This is a genomic window from Klebsiella sp. WP8-S18-ESBL-06, assembly GCF_014169755.1.
GTDB classification, from domain to species: Bacteria; Pseudomonadota; Gammaproteobacteria; order Enterobacterales; family Enterobacteriaceae; genus Kluyvera; species Kluyvera ascorbata_B.
The window spans coordinates 4638849-4656889 of the sequence record NZ_AP022256.1; the positions used below are offsets into that span (position 1 = coordinate 4638849).

9 protein-coding genes, 1 tRNA gene and 3 rRNA genes are annotated in these 18041 nt (G+C 55.4%); 3 read left to right on the plus strand and 10 right to left on the minus strand.

Features of this window, described 5'->3' with window-relative positions; all coding sequences use genetic code 11:
* Window positions 1-38: 38 nt before the first annotated feature.
* The 4 genes from aceK to metA all read right to left on the minus strand — a co-directional run bounded on the left by aceK (window position 39) and on the right by metA (window position 6068).
* On the minus strand, window positions 39-1823 hold the full coding sequence (gene aceK, locus H7R76_RS22180; RefSeq protein WP_106928659.1) for a bifunctional isocitrate dehydrogenase kinase/phosphatase: 1785 nt from the start codon (window positions 1821-1823) through the stop codon (window positions 39-41).
* A 102-nt stretch (window positions 1824-1925) separates the two neighbouring features.
* The gene (aceA, locus tag H7R76_RS22185; RefSeq protein ID WP_182966514.1) at window positions 1926-3230 is read right to left on the minus strand and encodes an isocitrate lyase; all 1305 of its coding nucleotides are present in this window, start codon (window positions 3228-3230) and stop codon (window positions 1926-1928) included.
* Between the two features lie 35 nt (window positions 3231-3265).
* Window positions 3266-4867, minus strand: coding sequence for a malate synthase A (aceB, locus tag H7R76_RS22190; RefSeq protein ID WP_182934532.1), 1602 nt, complete (start codon window positions 4865-4867; stop codon window positions 3266-3268).
* A gap of 271 nt (window positions 4868-5138) precedes the next feature.
* Window positions 5139-6068, minus strand: coding sequence for a homoserine O-acetyltransferase MetA (gene metA / locus H7R76_RS22195; RefSeq protein ID WP_106928645.1), 930 nt, complete (start codon window positions 6066-6068; stop codon window positions 5139-5141).
* Window positions 6069-6219: 151 nt separating this feature from the next.
* On the opposite strand from metA, the gene H7R76_RS22200 reads away from it, so the two are divergent.
* Window positions 6220-6660: an acetyltransferase gene (locus H7R76_RS22200; protein WP_182930681.1), complete on the plus strand. Its 441-nt coding sequence runs from the start codon at window positions 6220-6222 to the stop codon at window positions 6658-6660.
* 116 nt (window positions 6661-6776) lie between these two features.
* Here the strand turns inward: H7R76_RS22200 and rrf are convergent.
* The 4 genes from rrf to H7R76_RS22220 all read right to left on the minus strand — a co-directional run bounded on the left by rrf (window position 6777) and on the right by H7R76_RS22220 (window position 11813).
* A 5S ribosomal RNA gene (rrf, locus tag H7R76_RS22205) occupies window positions 6777-6892 on the minus strand.
* 95 nt (window positions 6893-6987) lie between these two features.
* A 23S ribosomal RNA gene (locus tag H7R76_RS22210) occupies window positions 6988-9894 on the minus strand.
* A gap of 219 nt (window positions 9895-10113) precedes the next feature.
* Window positions 10114-10189: transfer RNA gene (locus tag H7R76_RS22215), tRNA-Glu, on the minus strand.
* An 85-nt stretch (window positions 10190-10274) separates the two neighbouring features.
* Window positions 10275-11813, minus strand: a 16S ribosomal RNA gene (locus H7R76_RS22220).
* The 16S, 23S and 5S rRNA genes sit together here with 1 tRNA gene alongside, the layout of an rRNA operon.
* Before the next feature lie 622 nt (window positions 11814-12435).
* Here H7R76_RS22220 and purH point away from each other — a divergent pair.
* Window positions 12436-14025 (plus strand): bifunctional phosphoribosylaminoimidazolecarboxamide formyltransferase/IMP cyclohydrolase, encoded by a 1590-nt coding sequence (gene purH / locus H7R76_RS22225; protein ID WP_182966516.1) that lies wholly within the window; start codon window positions 12436-12438, stop codon window positions 14023-14025.
* Between the two features lie 15 nt (window positions 14026-14040).
* Window positions 14041-15330 (plus strand): phosphoribosylamine--glycine ligase, encoded by a 1290-nt coding sequence (gene purD / locus H7R76_RS22230; protein ID WP_182929664.1) that lies wholly within the window; start codon window positions 14041-14043, stop codon window positions 15328-15330.
* Here purD and zraR read toward each other — a convergent pair.
* Window positions 15327-16655, minus strand: a complete 1329-nt coding sequence (gene zraR / locus H7R76_RS22235) for a sigma-54-dependent response regulator transcription factor ZraR (RefSeq protein WP_182966517.1) — start codon at window positions 16653-16655, stop codon at window positions 15327-15329. The two genes, purD and zraR, sit on opposite strands and share 4 nt — an antisense overlap.
* A complete protein-coding gene (zraS, locus tag H7R76_RS22240; protein WP_182929666.1) occupies window positions 16652-18031 on the minus strand; it encodes a two-component system sensor histidine kinase ZraS in 1380 nt (459 codons plus the stop codon). Before zraS ends, zraR begins: the two co-directional genes overlap by 4 nt.
* Window positions 18032-18041: the final 10 nt, after the last annotated feature.

An 18041-nucleotide genomic window follows, 5' to 3' on the forward strand; every position in this document is an offset into this window, starting at 1 on the left:
AGGGGGCATTTTCGGCAGGCCTGATAAGCGTAGCGCCATCAGGCAGAACGGCGCGCATTGCCGGATGGTGGCGCAAGCGCCTTATCCGGCCTACGGTCAAGTTCATAACGCACGCTAAACCGCTGGCGGCGGCGGTAGGCGTAAACGTCCTCTACATGCCCATTCTTGATACGCGTCTGCAGGCCACGCCAATAGTCAGCGCTGAATAGTTCGGCGTGCATCTCTTCAAACAGCGGCCCGATACGCGGGTCGGCGCACAGCCAGTGGCGAAACTCTTCCGGGAAGACATCGCCCGGCGAGACGCTGTACCACGGTTCGCTGGCCAGCTCGTCTTCCGGGTAGCGCGGCGGCGGGATCGTGCGGAAATTTACCTCTGTCATATAGCAAATTTCATCGTAGTCGTAGAACACCACGCGCCCGTGCCGGGTGACGCCGAAGTTCTTAAACAGCATGTCACCGGGAAAAATATTGGCCGCAGCGAGCTGGCGAATGGCATTGCCATACTCTTCAATTGCATCGCGCAGCAGCTGCCCTTCAACCTGCTCCAGCCAGAGATTAAGCGGCACCATCCGCCGCTCAATATACAGATGGCTGATCGCGATTTTATCCCCCATATCGACGATTTTCGCCGGTGCTTCCTGCAATAACAGCGCCATCAGCGCCGGATCTATCTGCCGCTTATCCAGCACGAAGTTTTCAAACTCCTGGGTATCCGCCATCCGCCCCACGCGGTCATGCTCTTTGACCAACTGGTAGCAGGCGCGGACGTGCGCGGCGGTCATCTCTTTTTGCGGCGCAAAACGGTCTTTAATGACTTTAAACACGCGATCAAAACCCGGCAGCGTGAACACCAGCATCACCATACCGCGAATGCCCGGCGCTTCAATAAACCGCTCGTCGGTGCTGGCGATATAGGTCAGGTATTCGCGATAGCTTTCGGTTTTGGCATGTTTCTGACAGCCAATGGCCATATACAGCTCGGCGGTGGTTTTGCCAGGCAGGATTTCACGCAGCCACTCCACCAGTGCGGCGGGCAGCGGTGCGTAAACCATAAAATAGGAGCGCGCGAAGCCGAAGACAATACTGGCCTCTTCGGTCGTCGTCAGGCAGGTATCAACAAACAGCTCCCCTTCATCGGTACGATGAATGGGGATCAGGAACGGTAGCGTGCCAGAGGGGGTAATGAGCTTACCGATAAGCCAGGCCGCTTTGTTACGATAAAACAGCTCGTTCGCAATGTGCAGGTGGGACTGACGCAGGGTTTCTGCGTCCAGCGTTTCGCCAAGGTGCGCCATGATATACCCGACGTCGCGAGATTTATTCTGCCACGGCAGGCGCAGCGGCAGATCGCTCAGCATTTTGAAAATCACCGCCTCCCAACCGGCGTCGGGAAAGAAGTCTTTCGCCAGCGGCCGGGGGATCGCCCGAAAGCGGCGCTCCGGCTGCGAACTGAAAATAAATAACCGCTCGGGACTTAACGAGCGGTGGTCAAATAACCGGCAATACACGGAGTTAAAAAAGCTCTCCGCAATCTCGAAGCGCGGGTAATCCGGTAGCAAACGGGTGTACTGCGCCTTGACGCGAAGCAGGACATCCGCGTCGGTACTTTTGCCATCGGTGATGCAGCGCAGCTGTTCGACCACCAACCCCACGTGATGGTCATACAGATGAATTCGGCTTTTCATCGCCTGCTGTACGGCGTGCCAGTCGGCCTGTTCAAAACGCTGCTGTGCGCCGGAGGTAACTTCCAGAAAACGCCCGTACTGGGCATCAAATCCCTGCAAAATGGTCTGCGCAATCAGTAATTCCAGGCCTCGCGTCATCATTGTTCCCCATCCGGCATAGAGTCATGCCGGATGGCGCATTCGCTTATCCGGCCTACATATCGTTGTAGGCCCGGTAAGCGCTGCGCCACCGGGCATTAATCAGAACTGCGACTCTTCGGTCGAACCGGTCAGCGCGGTCACCGAGGAGGTTCCGCCCTGAATAATGGTGGTGACATTATCGAAGTAGCCGGTGCCCACCTCCTGCTGGTGAGAAACAAAGGTGTAGCCATCTTTCGCCGCCGCGAACTCTGCCTGCTGAACCTTTTCAACGTAGTGCTTCATCCCTTCGCCCTGCGCGTAGGCGTGCGCCAGGTCGAACATGTTGAACCACATGCTGTGGATGCCGGCCAGGGTAATGAACTGGTATTTGTAGCCCATCTCAGACAACTGCTGCTGGAAGCTGGCGATGGTCTTATCATCCAGTTTTTTCTGCCAGTTAAACGATGGCGAGCAGTTGTAGGCCAGCAGCTTGCCCGGGTACTTCGCGTGGATGGCATCCGCGAAGCGTTTGGCCAGCTCAAGATCCGGCGTCGAGGTTTCGCACCACACCAGGTCAGCGTACGGCGCGTAGGCCAGACCACGGCTAATGGCCTGCTCAATACCCGCCTGGGTACGGTAGAAACCTTCGCTGGTCCGTTCGCCGGTGATGAAACCGCTGTCGTACGGGTCGCAGTCGGAGGTAATCAAATCCGCCGCATCAGCATCGGTACGCGCAATCAGCAGCGTCGGAACCCCCATCACGTCGGCGGCCAGGCGCGCGGCCACCAGTTTCTGAATCGCTTCCTGCGTGGGGACCAGCACCTTGCCGCCCATATGACCGCATTTCTTCACTGACGCCAGCTGATCTTCGAAGTGCACTGCCGCTGCACCGGCCGCAATCATCGATTTCATCAGTTCAAAGGCGTTCAGCACGCCGCCAAAACCCGCTTCTGCATCGGCGACGATCGGCAGAAAGTAATCCACATAGCGCGGATCGTTCGGCTCAATACCGTTTGCCCACTGGATCTGATCCGCACGACGAAAAGTGTTATTGATCCGATCGACCACCGCGGGCACCGAGTTGGCCGGGTAGAGCGATTGATCCGGGTACATGCTGGAAGCGAGGTTCGCATCTGCCGCCACCTGCCAGCCGGAAAGATACACGGCTTCAATACCGGCCTTCGCCTGCTGTAAGGCCTGACCACCGGTCAGCGCGCCGAGGCTGTTCACATAGCCTTTCTTCGATTCACCGTGCAGCAGACGCCACATTCTGGCCGCGCCTAGCTGTGCCAGCGTACATTCCGGATTAACGGAACCGCGCAGCTTCACCACTTCTTCTGCGCTGTACGGGCGCTTGATGCCTTCCCAACGCGGCTGTGTCCATTCTTGTTGTAATTCTTCGATTTGTTGAGTACGGGTTTTCATGTGCAGATGCTCCATATTGTTATGTGGTGAATGAGTTACGCCAGCAGGCGGTAGCCCGGCAGAGTTAAGAAGTCGATGAGTTCATCAGAGGTGGTGATCTGCTCCATCAGGCGCGCCGCATCGTCGAAGCGTCCGCCGTTGAAGCGGGCTTCGCCCAGTTCGTCTTTAATCACCTGCAGTTCTTCCGCCAGCATCTGGCGGAACAGCGGCTTGGTCACCGGTTTGCCGTTGCTGAGCGTTTTCTGATGATGGATCCACTGCCAGATGGAGGTACGCGAGATTTCAGCGGTCGCCGCATCTTCCATCAGGCCATAAATCGGTACGCAGCCGTTGCCAGAAATCCACGCTTCGATGTACTGCACCGCAACGCGAATATTGGCGCGCATCCCCTCTTCGGTTCGCTCACCGTCGCACGGCGCCAGCAGCTGTTCAGCGGTTATCGGCGCATCATCGGCGCGGGAAACGCTGAGCTGATTTTGACGATTGCCCAGCACCTCGTTAAACACAGCCATGGCGGTATCCGCCAGCCCCGGGTGGGCCACCCAGGTGCCGTCGTGACCGTTGTTGGCCTCCAGCGCTTTATCGGCTTTGACTTTATTCAGCACCTGCGCATTACGCTCAGCGTCTTTGTTCGGGATAAACGCCGCCATGCCGCCCATCGCAAACGCGCCGCGCTTGTGGCAGGTTTTAATCAGCAGTCGTGAATAGGCGCTGAGGAAGGGTTTATCCATCGTGACCACCTGGCGGTCCGGCAGCACGCGATCCGGGTGGTTCTTCAGCGTTTTGATGTAGCTGAAGATGTAGTCCCAGCGCCCGCAGTTCAGACCAACAATATGGTCACGCAGGGCGTGCAGAATTTCGTCCATCTGGAAGACGGCAGGCAGCGTTTCAATCAGCAGCGTAGCCTTGATGGTGCCGCGCGGCAGGTTGAAACGGTCTTCGGTATAGCAGAAGACATCATTCCACCAGGCGGCTTCCTGCCAGGCCTGCGTTTTCGGCAGGTAGAAATAAGGGCCACTGCCTTTTGCCAGTAGCGCTTTGTGGTTGTGGAAGAAATACAGCGCAAAATCGAACAGGCTGCCCGGGATCGCTTCGCCGCGCCAGGTCACGTGCTTTTCGGGCAGGTGAAGGCCACGCACGCGGCAAACCAGCACCGCCGGGTTCGGTTGAAGCTGATAGATTTTGCCCGCTTCGTTGGTATAGCTGATGGTGCCGTTGACGGCGTCGCGCAGGTTGATCTGCCCTTCAATCACCTTGTTCCAGTCCGGAGCCAGCGAGTCTTCAAAATCAGCCATGAACACTTTCACGTTGGCGTTCAGGGCATTGATCACCATTTTGCGTTCAACGGGCCCGGTAATTTCAACGCGACGATCCTGCAGGTCGGCAGGAATGCCGCGCACCTGCCAGTTACCTTCACGAATGGAAGCTGTTTCCGAAATAAAATCAGGAAGTTTGCCGTCGTCAATATCCTGCTGCTGCTGAATACGTGCGGCCAGCAGTTTATTGCGCTTTGGCGTAAATCGGGTCACCAGTTCGGTCAGAAACTCCACCGCTTCCGCCGTCAAAACCTGCTTTTCCTGCTCGCCAGAAGGCTTCAGAAAAGCCAGTTCATCGGTTGTTGTGGCCTGTTGTGTCATGGTGCAGCTCCTCATTAGTGATCCGAATAGTTTCCCCGACTGATGAACGGACGATCGTTGCGTCGTTTTCGCTCAATGTTTTTAAGCCTAATCGCAAAAAATAAAAAATCAAAAACGATTTCCATTTTTAATTAAAATTAATCGCAACGTATTGATTGGATTGAATTTAAAAATTCATATTTATGTGGGGTAGTTTTCGAAAATAAAAAAGGCACCCGAAGGTGCCTGTTTAAGAATGCTGAAACGCTTTAGGATCGTGAAGAGTAGCGGATCAATCCAGCGTGGGGTTCATATTCCGCAGATCGTACGGTGTGATCTGGTAGACGTAGTAGTTGAGCCAGTTCGCAAACAGCAAATTGCCATGGCTGCGCCAGGTGGCATGCGGTTTGTTTTGCGGGTCATCTTTCGGAAAGTAGTTATAGGGGACCTGTGGGTCCAGACCCGCATCCACGTCGCGGAAAAACTCGCTCGCCAGCGTATGTGCGTCGTACTCCGGATGACCGGTAACGAAGGCAATACGTTTATCTTTACTGGCAAACAGGTAAGCATCACCCTCCGCAGTTTCTGCAAGAATTTCCAGGTCGGTAAAATCGCGAATCAGTTTCGCCGGGAAGTCCGCGTAGCGAGAATGCGGCGCCAGGAAAGTATCATCAAATCCGCGAGTCAGCAGGGCATGTGGATGAAGAATATGATGCTCATAGACGCCGGAAAGTTTATCGTCGCGAGTTTGCTTTGGTATTCCGTAGAGAATATTGAGTGCGGCCTGTACCGCCCAACAGACAAAGAGCGTCGAGGTGACGTGATCTTTTGCCCACTCCAGCACCTGCTGGATCTGCGGCCAGTAGGCGACGTCGTTAAACTCAACCAGGCCGAGCGGCGCGCCGGTGACGATCAGACCATCGAAATTCTGGTCGCGAATGTCGTCGAAATTACAGTAAAAGTTGTTCAAATGCTCGGTTGGCGTATTACGCGATTCACGCGCATCGATGCGCAGCAGCTGGATGTCCAACTGTAGCGGCGAGTTTGATAGCAAGCGTAAGAACTGGTTTTCTGTCTCTATCTTCTTCGGCATCAGGTTCAGGATCAGCACCTTCAGAGGACGAATTTCCTGACCTGTAGCACGCGATGTCGTCATTACAAAGACGTTCTCATCACGCAAGAAATTGACGGCTGGTAGCTCGTCCTGCACCCGAATCGGCATAACCTTATTACCTCACAGCATACGTATAAACGTTTAGACATCCAGACAGCTAACGATACCCAGAATTCAACAAAATGTCGAGCCTGCATGTTCAAGGTGAGAAAGTTTCAATTACCCTGCGGTAGAATGCGGAAACGATTCTGAGAGGGATATTAAAGTGATTATACGACGTTCAGTGCACCATGAAGGCGAACAGCTGATCGCGATCTGGTGCCGTTCGGTTGATGCCACGCATCATTTTCTTTCCGCGCAGGACAGAACAGCGATTGAAACACAGGTACGCGCGTTTTTGCCCGGTGCCCCGCTATGGGTGGCTGCGAATGCTAATGATACGCCGGTAGCATTTATGCTGCTGTCAGAGCATCACCTGGAGGCGCTGTTTGTCGATCCTGATGTGCGTGGTAGCGGTGTTGGGCGTCAACTGGTTGAACATGCGCTGTCGCTGATTGCCGATTTAACGACGGATGTGAACGAGCAGAATGCGCAGGCCTTAGGGTTCTATCAGAGGATGGGATTTGATGTTACCGGGCGATCGGAGACGGATGACCATGGCCGGCCTTATCCGCTACTGCATTTGCGTCACAAACTGTAGGTCCGTAGGCCGGATAAGGCGAAGCCGCCATCCGGCAATATCCACAATGCCGCATCCCATAAAACACAGACGCAAAAAAGCCCATCCGTCAGGATGGGCTTCTTCACTTAATTGATGCCTGGCAGTTCCCTACTCTCGCATGGGGAGACCCCACACTACCATCGGCGCTACGGCGTTTCACTTCTGAGTTCGGCATGGGGTCAGGTGGGACCACCGCGCTACGGCCGCCAGGCAAATTCTGTTATTAACCCGCTTTTCGCCGGTTAATCTAATCTGTAATCAATGCTGAAAATCGTCTCAATTTCGCCAAAACATCTTCGGCGTTGTAAGGTTAAGCCTCACGGTTCATTAGTATCGGTTAGCTCAATGTATCGCTACACTTACACACCCGACCTATCAACGTCGTCGTCTTCAACGTTCCTTCAGGACTCTCAAGGAGTCAGGGAGAACTCATCTCGGGGCAAGTTTCGTGCTTAGATGCTTTCAGCACTTATCTCTTCCGCATTTAGCTACCGGGCAATGCCATTGGCATGACAACCCGAACACCAGTGATGCGTCCACTCCGGTCCTCTCGTACTAGGAGCAGCCCCCCTCAATTCTCCAGCGCCCACGGCAGATAGGGACCGAACTGTCTCACGACGTTCTAAACCCAGCTCGCGTACCACTTTAAATGGCGAACAGCCATACCCTTGGGACCTACTTCAGCCCCAGGATGTGATGAGCCGACATCGAGGTGCCAAACACCGCCGTCGATATGAACTCTTGGGCGGTATCAGCCTGTTATCCCCGGAGTACCTTTTATCCGTTGAGCGATGGCCCTTCCATTCAGAACCACCGGATCACTAAGACCTGCTTTCGCACCTGCTCGAGCCGTCACTCTCGCAGTCAAGCTAGCTTATGCCTTTGCACTAACCTCCTGATGTCCGACCAGGATTAGCTAACCTTCGTGCTCCTCCGTTACTCTTTAGGAGGAGACCGCCCCAGTCAAACTACCCACCAGACACTGTCCGCAACCCGGATTACGGGTCTACGTTAGAACACCAGCCATTAAAGGGTGGTATTTCAAGGTTGGCTCCACACGAACTGGCGTCCGCGCTTCAAAGCCTCCCACCTATCCTACACATCAAGGACCAGTGTTCAGTGTCAAGCTATAGTAAAGGTTCACGGGGTCTTTCCGTCTTGCCGCGGGTACACTGCATCTTCACAGCGAGTTCAATTTCACTGAGTCTCGGGTGGAGACAGCCTGGCCATCATTACGCCATTCGTGCAGGTCGGAACTTACCCGACAAGGAATTTCGCTACCTTAGGACCGTTATAGTTACGGCCGCCGTTTACCGGGGCTTCGATCAAGAGCTTCGCGTTGCCGCTAACCCCATCAATTAACCTTCCGGCACCGGGCAGGCGTCACACCGTATACGTCCACTTTCGTGTTTGCACAGTGCTGTGTTTTTAATAAACAGTTGCAGCCAGCTGGTATCTTCGACTGATTTCAGCTCCATGGGTAAACCACTTCACCTACATATCAGCGTGCCTTCTCCCGAAGTTACGGCACCATTTTGCCTAGTTCCTTCACCCGAGTTCTCTCAAGCGCCTTGGTATTCTCTACCTGACCACCTGTGTCGGTTTGGGGTACGATTTGATGTTACCTGATGCTTAGAGGCTTTTCCTGGAAGCAGGGCATTTGTTACTTCAGTACCGTAGTACCTCGTCATCACACCTCAGCGTTAAAAGAAGTCCGGATTTACCTAAACTTCCCGCCTACATGCTTAAACCGGGACAACCGTCGCCCGGCTAACATAGCCTTCTCCGTCCCCCCTTCGCAGTAACACCAAGTACAGGAATATTAACCTGTTTCCCATCGACTACGCCTTTCGGCCTCGCCTTAGGGGTCGACTCACCCTGCCCCGATTAACGTTGGACAGGAACCCTTGGTCTTCCGGCGTGCGGGTTTTTCACCCGCATTATCGTTACTTATGTCAGCATTCGCACTTCTGATACCTCCAGCACCCCTCACAGGACACCTTCAACGGCTTACAGAACGCTCCCCTACCCAACAACACAGAGTGTCGCTGCCGCAGCTTCGGTGCACAGTTTAGCCCCGTTACATCTTCCGCGCAGGCCGACTCGACCAGTGAGCTATTACGCTTTCTTTAAATGATGGCTGCTTCTAAGCCAACATCCTGGCTGTCTGAGCCTTCCCACATCGTTTCCCACTTAACTGTGACTTTGGGACCTTAGCTGGCGGTCTGGGTTGTTTCCCTCTTCACGACGGACGTTAGCACCCGCCGTGTGTCTCCCGTGATAACATTCTTCGGTATTCGCAGTTTGCATCGGGTTGGTAAGTCGGGATGACCCCCTAGCCGAAACAGTGCTCTACCCCCGAAGATGAATTCACGAGGCGCTACCTAAATAGCTTTCGGGGAGAACCAGCTATCTCCCGGTTTGATTGGCCTTTCACCCCCAGCCACAAGTCATCCGCTAATTTTTCAACATTAGTCGGTTCGGTCCTCCAGTTAGTGTTACCCAACCTTCAACCTGCCCATGGCTAGATCACCGGGTTTCGGGTCTATACCCTGCAACTTAACGCCCAGTTAAGACTCGGTTTCCCTTCGGCTCCCCTATTCGGTTAACCTTGCTACAGAATATAAGTCGCTGACCCATTATACAAAAGGTACGCAGTCACCCCATAAAGAGGCTCCCACTGCTTGTACGTACACGGTTTCAGGTTCTTTTTCACTCCCCTCGCCGGGGTTCTTTTCGCCTTTCCCTCACGGTACTGGTTCACTATCGGTCAGTCAGGAGTATTTAGCCTTGGAGGATGGTCCCCCCATATTCAGACAGGATACCACGTGTCCCGCCCTACTCTTCGAGTTCACAACCTGTGCATTTTGGTGTACGGGACTATCACCCTGTACCGTCGGACTTTCCAGACCGTTCCACTAACACACAAGCTGATTCAGACTCTGGGCTGTTCCCCGTTCGCTCGCCGCTACTGGGGGAATCTCGGTTGATTTCTTTTCCTCGGGGTACTTAGATGTTTCAGTTCCCCCGGTTCGCTTCATTACGCTATGTATTCACGTAATGATAGTGTGACGAATCACACTGGGTTTCCCCATTCGGAAATCGCCGGTTATAACGGTTCATATCACCTTACCGACGCTTATCGCAGATTAGCACGTCCTTCATCGCCTCTGACTGCCAGGGCATCCACCGTGTACGCTTAGTCGCTTAACCTCACAACCCGAAGATGTTTCGTAAAACACCACCGTGTTGCGAAAATTTGAGAGACTCGAACACACCGCTTATCTGTTCTTATTACGGAGAACAGACACAGTGTGTCGTTTCAATTTTCAGCTTGATCCAGATTTTTAAAGAGCAAATATCTCAAACGTCACCCGAAGGTAAGTTTTGAGATATTGGGGTCGGCGACTTTCACTCACACTAACCAGCAAGTGGCGTCCCCTAGGGGATTCGAACCCCTGTTACCGCCGTGAAAGGGCGGTGTCCTGGGCCTCTAGACGAAGGGGACACTGAAGTCTCAATCGCAAGACGCCTTGCTATTTACTTTTCATCAGACAATCTGTGTGAGCACTTCAAAGAACGTTTCTTTAAGGTAAGGAGGTGATCCAACCGCAGGTTCCCCTACGGTTACCTTGTTACGACTTCACCCCAGTCATGAATCACAAAGTGGTAAGCGCCCTCCCGAAGGTTAAGCTACCTACTTCTTTTGCAACCCACTCCCATGGTGTGACGGGCGGTGTGTACAAGGCCCGGGAACGTATTCACCGTAGCATTCTGATCTACGATTACTAGCGATTCCGACTTCATGGAGTCGAGTTGCAGACTCCAATCCGGACTACGACATACTTTATGAGGTCCGCTTGCTCTCGCGAGGTCGCTTCTCTTTGTATATGCCATTGTAGCACGTGTGTAGCCCTACTCGTAAGGGCCATGATGACTTGACGTCATCCCCACCTTCCTCCAGTTTATCACTGGCAGTCTCCTTTGAGTTCCCGGCCGGACCGCTGGCAACAAAGGATAAGGGTTGCGCTCGTTGCGGGACTTAACCCAACATTTCACAACACGAGCTGACGACAGCCATGCAGCACCTGTCTCAGAGTTCCCGAAGGCACCAAAGCATCTCTGCTAAGTTCTCTGGATGTCAAGAGTAGGTAAGGTTCTTCGCGTTGCATCGAATTAAACCACATGCTCCACCGCTTGTGCGGGCCCCCGTCAATTCATTTGAGTTTTAACCTTGCGGCCGTACTCCCCAGGCGGTCTATTTAACGCGTTAGCTCCGGAAGCCACTCCTCAAGGGAACAACCTCCAAATAGACATCGTTTACGGCGTGGACTACCAGGGTATCTAATCCTGTTTGCTCCCCACGCTTTCGCACCTGAGCGTCAGTCTTCGTCCAGGGGGCCGCCTTCGCCACCGGTATTCCTCCAGATCTCTACGCATTTCACCGCTACACCTGGAATTCTACCCCCTCTACGAGACTCAAGCTTGCCAGTTTCAAATGCAGTTCCCAGGTTGAGCCCGGGGATTTCACATCTGACTTAACAAACCGCCTGCGTGCGCTTTACGCCCAGTAATTCCGATTAACGCTTGCACCCTCCGTATTACCGCGGCTGCTGGCACGGAGTTAGCCGGTGCTTCTTCTGCGAGTAACGTCAATCGCTAAGGTTATTAACCTTAACGCCTTCCTCCTCGCTGAAAGTACTTTACAACCCGAAGGCCTTCTTCATACACGCGGCATGGCTGCATCAGGCTTGCGCCCATTGTGCAATATTCCCCACTGCTGCCTCCCGTAGGAGTCTGGACCGTGTCTCAGTTCCAGTGTGGCTGGTCATCCTCTCAGACCAGCTAGGGATCGTCGCCTAGGTGAGCCGTTACCCCACCTACTAGCTAATCCCATCTGGGCACATCCGATGGTGTGAGGCCCTAAGGTCCCCCACTTTGGTCTTGCGACGTTATGCGGTATTAGCTACCGTTTCCAGTAGTTATCCCCCTCCATCGGGCAGTTTCCCAGACATTACTCACCCGTCCGCCACTCGTCACCCAAGAGCAAGCTCTCTGTGCTACCGTTCGACTTGCATGTGTTAGGCCTGCCGCCAGCGTTCAATCTGAGCCATGATCAAACTCTTCAATTTAAGTTTGATGCTCGTGAATTAAACTTCGTAATGAATTACGTGTTCACTCAGAGACTTGGTATTCATTTTTCGTCTTGCGACGTTAAGAATCCGTATCTTCGAGTGCCCACACAGATTGTCTGATAAATTGTTAAAGAGCAGTGCAACACGGCTTTCGCTCACTGTTGCGAGGTGGCGTATATTACGCTTTCCTCTTTCAGAGTCAACCCTGATTTTCAGGATTTTTTCTCTTCAACCTAACCGGCTAGTTGCTGTGAAGTGATTCACATCCGCCGTGTCGATGGAGGCGCATTATAGGGAGTTTCCCTGAGGCCGCAACCCTTAAATTGCAGAAAAATGACTGACTGCTGCATTCCACAGCAGAACCCCGCCTTATACCCATTTACACACAGAGTTATCCACAAAAATAAGGATCTCTGTCGAGAGTCACCTGGTTTTATCCCTCATCTATAGAGATGAAATAATGGAATTGAGGTAAAGAGAAAAATTCGCGAGCGTTGCGCAAACGTTTTCGTTACAATGCCCCCGCAAAACAAGGATGCCCCGTAAGGGGCGTTAGCTGAGTTTTTAGCCAAGAATTCACCTAACGCTCTCTGTAATAGTCAAATCCAGGGGATTTACCATGCAACAACGTCGTCCAGTCCGCCGCGCTCTGCTCAGTGTTTCTGACAAGGCCGGTATCATCGAATTCGCCCAGGCACTTTCCGCACGTGGTGTGGAGCTGCTGTCTACAGGTGGCACTGCGCGCCTGTTAGCAGAGAAAGGTCTGCCGGTAACCGAAGTTTCCGATTACACCGGTTTCCCGGAAATGATGGATGGACGCGTGAAGACCCTGCATCCGAAGGTCCACGGCGGCATCCTCGGTCGTCGCGGCCAGGATGATGCCATTATGGAACAACACCACATTGCTCCTATCGATATGGTTGTCGTTAACCTGTATCCGTTCGCCGAGACCGTCGCACGCGAAGGCTGCTCGCTGGAAGATGCAGTAGAGAACATCGATATCGGCGGCCCGACCATGGTGCGCTCCGCCGCGAAGAACCATAAAGATGTGGCTATCGTTGTGAAGAGCAGCGACTACGACGCCATTATTAAAGAGATGGATGCCAACGACGGTTCTCTGACCCTCGACACCCGTTTCGATCTCGCGATTAAAGCCTTCGAACACACTGCCGCTTACGACAGCATGATTGCCAACTACTTCGGCAGCATGGTTCCGGCTTACCACGGCGAAAGCAAAGAAGCCGCCGGTCGCTTCCCACGTACGCTGAACCTGAACTTCATTAAGAAGCAGGATATGCGCTACGGCGAGAACAGCCACCAGCAGGCTGCCTTCTATATAGAAGAGAACGTCAAAGAAGCCTCCGTTGCCACCGCGCAGCAGGTACAGGGCAAAGCACTTTCCTACAACAACATCGCTGATACCGATGCGGCGCTGGAGTGCGTGAAGGAATTCAACGAGCCAGCCTGTGTGATCGTCAAACACGCCAACCCGTGCGGCGTGGCGGTAAGCACTTCTATTCTCGACGCTTACGACCGTGCGTATAAAACCGACCCGACCTCCGCGTTCGGCGGCATCATCGCCTTCAACCGCGAACTGGATGCTGAAACCGCGCAGGCGATCATCTCCCGCCAGTTCGTGGAAGTGATCATCGCCCCGTCCGCCACCGAAGAAGCACTGAACATTACCGCTGCCAAGCAGAACGTTCGCGTGCTGGTCTGCGGCCAATGGGCGCAGCGCGTTCCGGGCCTGGACTTCAAGCGCGTAAACGGCGGCCTGCTGGTTCAGGACCGTGACCTGGGTATGGTGAGCGAAGCTGAACTGCGCGTAGTGACCAAACGCCAGCCGACCGAGCAGGAGCTGCGCGATGCGCTGTTCTGCTGGAAAGTGGCGAAGTTCGTGAAATCCAACGCCATCGTTTATGCCAAAGGCAATATGACCATCGGTATTGGCGCAGGCCAGATGAGCCGCGTTTACTCCGCGAAAATCGCCGGGATCAAAGCGGCCGACGAAGGCCTGGAAGTGAAAGGTTCTGCAATGGCTTCTGACGCTTTCTTCCCGTTCCGCGACGGGATTGATGCCGCTGCTGCCGCCGGTGTGACCTGCGTGATCCAGCCGGGTGGTTCTATTCGCGATGACGAAGTGATTGCCGCCGCCAATGAACACGGCATTGCGATGGTATTTACCGATATGCGCCACTTCCGCCATTAATCCACGGAGCAGACGATGAAAGTATTAGTGATTGGCAACGGCGGGCGCGAGCACGCCCTGGCGTGGAAAGCGGCGCAGTCGCCAAAAGTCGAAACAGTATTTGTCGCCCCGGGCAATGCGGGCACCGCGCTGGAACCCACGCTGCAAAACGTGGCCATCGGCGTAACCGATATTCCAGCGCTGCTGGCCTTTGCCCAGAACGAGAAGATCGATCTGACCATCGTTGGCCCGGAAGCGCCGCTGGTGATTGGCGTGGTTGATGCCTTCCGCGCCGCCGGTCTGAAAATCTTCGGCCCAACCGAAGGCGCCGCGCAGCTGGAAGGCTCTAAAGCCTTCACCAAAGATTTCCTCGCGCGCCACCAGATCCCAACGGCGGAGTACCAGAACTTCACCGAAATCGAACCTGCGCTGGCTTACCTGCGCGAGAAAGGCGCGCCGATCGTTATCAAAGCCGATGGCCTGGCTGCCGGGAAAGGCGTTATCGTGGCGATGACGCTGGAGGAAGCCGAAGCCGCGGTTCATGACATGCTGGCCGGCAACGCGTTTGGCGACGCGGGCCACCGCATCGTGATTGAAGAGTTCCTCGACGGTGAAGAAGCGAGCTTTATTGTCATGGTCGACGGTGAGCACGTGCTGCCGATGGCCACCAGCCAGGACCACAAGCGCGTGGGCAATGGCGACACCGGCCCGAACACCGGCGGGATGGGTGCCTACTCCCCTGCTCCGGTAGTGACTGACGAAGTCCACCAGCGCACCATGGAACGCATCATCTGGCCAACGGTGAAAGGCATGGCAGCGGAAGGTAACACCTATACCGGCTTCCTGTACGCGGGCCTGATGATCGACAATCAGGGCAACCCGAAGGTTATCGAGTTTAACTGCCGCTTCGGCGATCCGGAAACCCAGCCGATCATGCTGCGCATGAAGTCCGATCTGGTGGAGCTGTGCCTCGCCGCCTGTGACGGCAAGCTGGATGAGAAAACCTCCGAGTGGGACGAACGCGCCTCGCTGGGCGTGGTCATTGCCGCCGGAGGTTATCCGGGTAATTACAATACCGGCGATGAGATCCACGGTCTGCCGCTGGAAGACGTCGCTGACGGTAAAGTGTTCCACGCGGGTACCAAACTGTCTGCTGACGATCGCGTGCTGACCAACGGCGGTCGCGTGCTGTGCGCCACCGCGCTGGGCAACACCGTGGCGGAAGCGCAGAAACGCGCCTACGCCCTGATGACCGACATCCGCTGGGACGGCAGCTTCAGCCGTAACGACATCGGCTGGCGCGCCATCGAACGTGAGCAAAACTAACGGCTGAGCTTAGCCAGCAGCGTTTTGCGCGTAATACCTAACTGACGGGCGGCTTCGGTTTTATTGCCGCCCGTTTTTTCCAGCGCCGCCAGAATCACCTCTTTTTCAACTTCCACCAGCGGCTGAATGACGTCATCAGCCGATGAGCATGCCGGAACCGGCGTCCCGACAATCGCCAGCGGCAGCTCGCGCTCAGAAATATACTCTCCCGTCAGCAGCACAACCGCCCGTTCCACCGCGTTTTCCAGCTCGCGGATATTTCCCGGCCAGTCATAGTGAATCAGCAAATCCATCGCCTGCGGGGTAAAGCCCTGTACCGACTTACGGTTTCGTTCGCCGTAGCGCCGCAGAAAATGATGTGCCAGCTGAGGAATATCCTCACGGCGCAGGCGCAGCGGCGGCATCTCGATGGCGACCACGTTCAGGCGGTAGTAGAGATCCTGGCGAAAGCGCCCGGCATTCACCTCTTCAGCCAGGTCTCGATGGGTAGCGGCAATCAGCCGTACATCGACGGAAAGGGTCTGATTGCTGCCAACGCGCTGCACCTCACGCTCCTGGATAGCCCGCAGCAGGCGCACCTGCATCAGCGGCGAAATATCGCCAATCTCATCAAGAAACAGCGTGCCACCGTCGGCTTCGACAAAACGCCCTTCCCGGCGTTTATCAGCGCCGGTAAATGCGCCCTTCTCGTGGCCAAACAGTTCCGATTCCAGCAGCGCCTCATTGAGCGCCGCGCAGTTCAGCGTCACCAGCGGCTTATCGCCGCGCAGGCTGAGGGCATGCAGCGCGCGCGCCACCAGCTCTTTACCGGTGCCCGATTCGCCGTGAATGAGCACCGTCGCATCCGACGGCGCCACCAGCGCAATATTGTGTAACAGCGCCCGCATGGCCGGGCTATCGCCCACCATGCCAGACTGCGGCGCAGATTCCACCGCCGCGCTTTCCGGCTGGCGTGTGTGTGCTAAAGCCGCCACCAGCGTCTGCTGCAGGCTATCGAAATCGAGCGGTTTCACCAGGTAATCCAGCGCACCGGACTTGAGCGCCTCAACCGCTGTCCCCACGCTAGAGTAGGCGGTCATGATCAGCACCGGAATCGACGGGTTGTAGGCTTTAATCTCTTTCAGCGTTTCAATGCCGTCCATTTCCGCCATGCGGATGTCGCAGAGCACCAGATCGAACACCCGCTCGCGTACCTGTTCAAACGCCTGTCGCCCGTTATGGGCCAGCGACACTTCATATCCCCAGCCCCGCAGCAGCGCCTGTAAGATTGTGCAGTGACTGGTGTCGTCATCGACCACCAGAATCGTCACGTTCTCTGCCGTCATCCTTGTTCATCCTTTTGTTGCCCGTTGGCCGGCAGGTAGAGGGTAAACGTTGCGCCCTTGCCTGGCGCGCTCGTCACCTGAATCGTTCCGCCGTGTTGCTCAACAATATTCTGTACCACCGCCAGCCCGAGCCCGGTACCGTCGGCTTTGGTCGTGAAGTATGGCGTGAAAATGGCCTGTTTTTGTTCTTCCGTCATCCCTTTGCCGCTGTCCGTGACGCTCAACATCACCCGCCCGTCGCCCGCCTCGCTGAGCGCTACCGTAATCGAGCCATCGCGGCCAATGGACTGAATGGCGTTAAGATAAAGGTTCAGCAGCACCTGGTTGAGCCTGTCCGGGTCGGCCTGAATACGGCACAAGCCAGGTTGAGCGCTAAAATTCAGCGTTACCGCCCGGCTTAGCGCATCCTGGCTGACCAGCTGAAGCGAATGGGCAACCACTTCATTTAAATCCACTGGCTGCCATTTTAAATGTGCAGGCTTCACCAGCTCCAGCAGCTCGCTCACCACCCGATTCAGGCGATCGGCCTCTTTCGCCATCACCTGCGCCAGCTCGTGCGACTCGCCGCCTGCCGGGGTTCGCTCGGCAAAATACTTCGCTAACCCTTTAATGGATGAAAGCGGGTTACGAATTTCATGCGCGACCCCGGCCGCCAGATGCCCCAGCGCCACCAGCTTTTCTCGACGGTGGGTGGCGTCCTGTAGCAGCCGCTGCGAACGCTGATAACGACGAAACCAGAAGCGGGCAAGAAGCGTCGCCAGCATCACCAGCGCGGCGGCGCACAGCATCACGACCATATTACGCAGCCCGCGCGCGCGCTCGGCGTCGAGCTCGCGGGCATCAAAAGCGATAAAAATAATCTGCGGCACTTCGGCCGACTCCCGGCGCGTCATCATGCGCATATGATGGCCACGGGCCGGATCGAGCGGGCGAAACTGGCGATAAATTTCCAGCGCGGGCTCCGGCGCCGCAATGCGTCGCCAGCGTGTCTGCTCACCCGCCTGCAGCGCGCGCATCTCATCCGGGGTATAGCGAATTTTCCCCACCTGCTCGGGATCGCTATGGGCCATCACCTTCCCCTGCTCGTCGACAACGGCAAACCACAGCACCCCAGGCTGCCAGGCCATCTCCTCCAGCATGGCCTGCAGTTGGGCGTGATGCATACGCATTCCCATGCCAACGCGGGTGCCGGACTCCAGCGCACGAATCAGCACGCTGCCTTTTTCCAGCAGCGTTTGCTGGGCGGCGGCGTTCTCGCGGCCATAGTCACGCACGATCAGCGCGGAGAACAGACATACCACCAGCACAATCACGCCGGTCAGCAGCCAGCTCAGGCCCGTAGCAATCGTATCCCTGGATAATCGTATTGGGTTCATGGGGCTTCCT

Excerpts from the sequence above, each read along its gene's own strand:
- purH (WP_182966516.1), top strand. The coding sequence starts at position 12,436 with ATGCAACAACGTCGTCCAGTCCGCCGCGCTCTGCTCAGTGTTTCTGAC.
- purD (WP_182929664.1), top strand. The coding sequence starts at position 14,041 with ATGAAAGTATTAGTGATTGGCAACGGCGGGCGCGAGCACGCCCTGGCG.
- zraS (WP_182929666.1), bottom strand. The coding sequence starts at position 18,031 with ATGAACCCAATACGATTATCCAGGGATACGATTGCTACGGGCCTGAGC.
- aceA (WP_182966514.1), bottom strand. The coding sequence starts at position 3,230 with ATGAAAACCCGTACTCAACAAATCGAAGAATTACAACAAGAATGGACA.
- zraR (WP_182966517.1), bottom strand. The coding sequence starts at position 16,655 with ATGACGGCAGAGAACGTGACGATTCTGGTGGTCGATGACGACACCAGT.
- metA (WP_106928645.1), bottom strand. The coding sequence starts at position 6,068 with ATGCCGATTCGGGTGCAGGACGAGCTACCAGCCGTCAATTTCTTGCGT.
- aceB (WP_182934532.1), bottom strand. The coding sequence starts at position 4,867 with ATGACACAACAGGCCACAACAACCGATGAACTGGCTTTTCTGAAGCCT.
- aceK (WP_106928659.1), bottom strand. The coding sequence starts at position 1,823 with ATGACGCGAGGCCTGGAATTACTGATTGCGCAGACCATTTTGCAGGGA.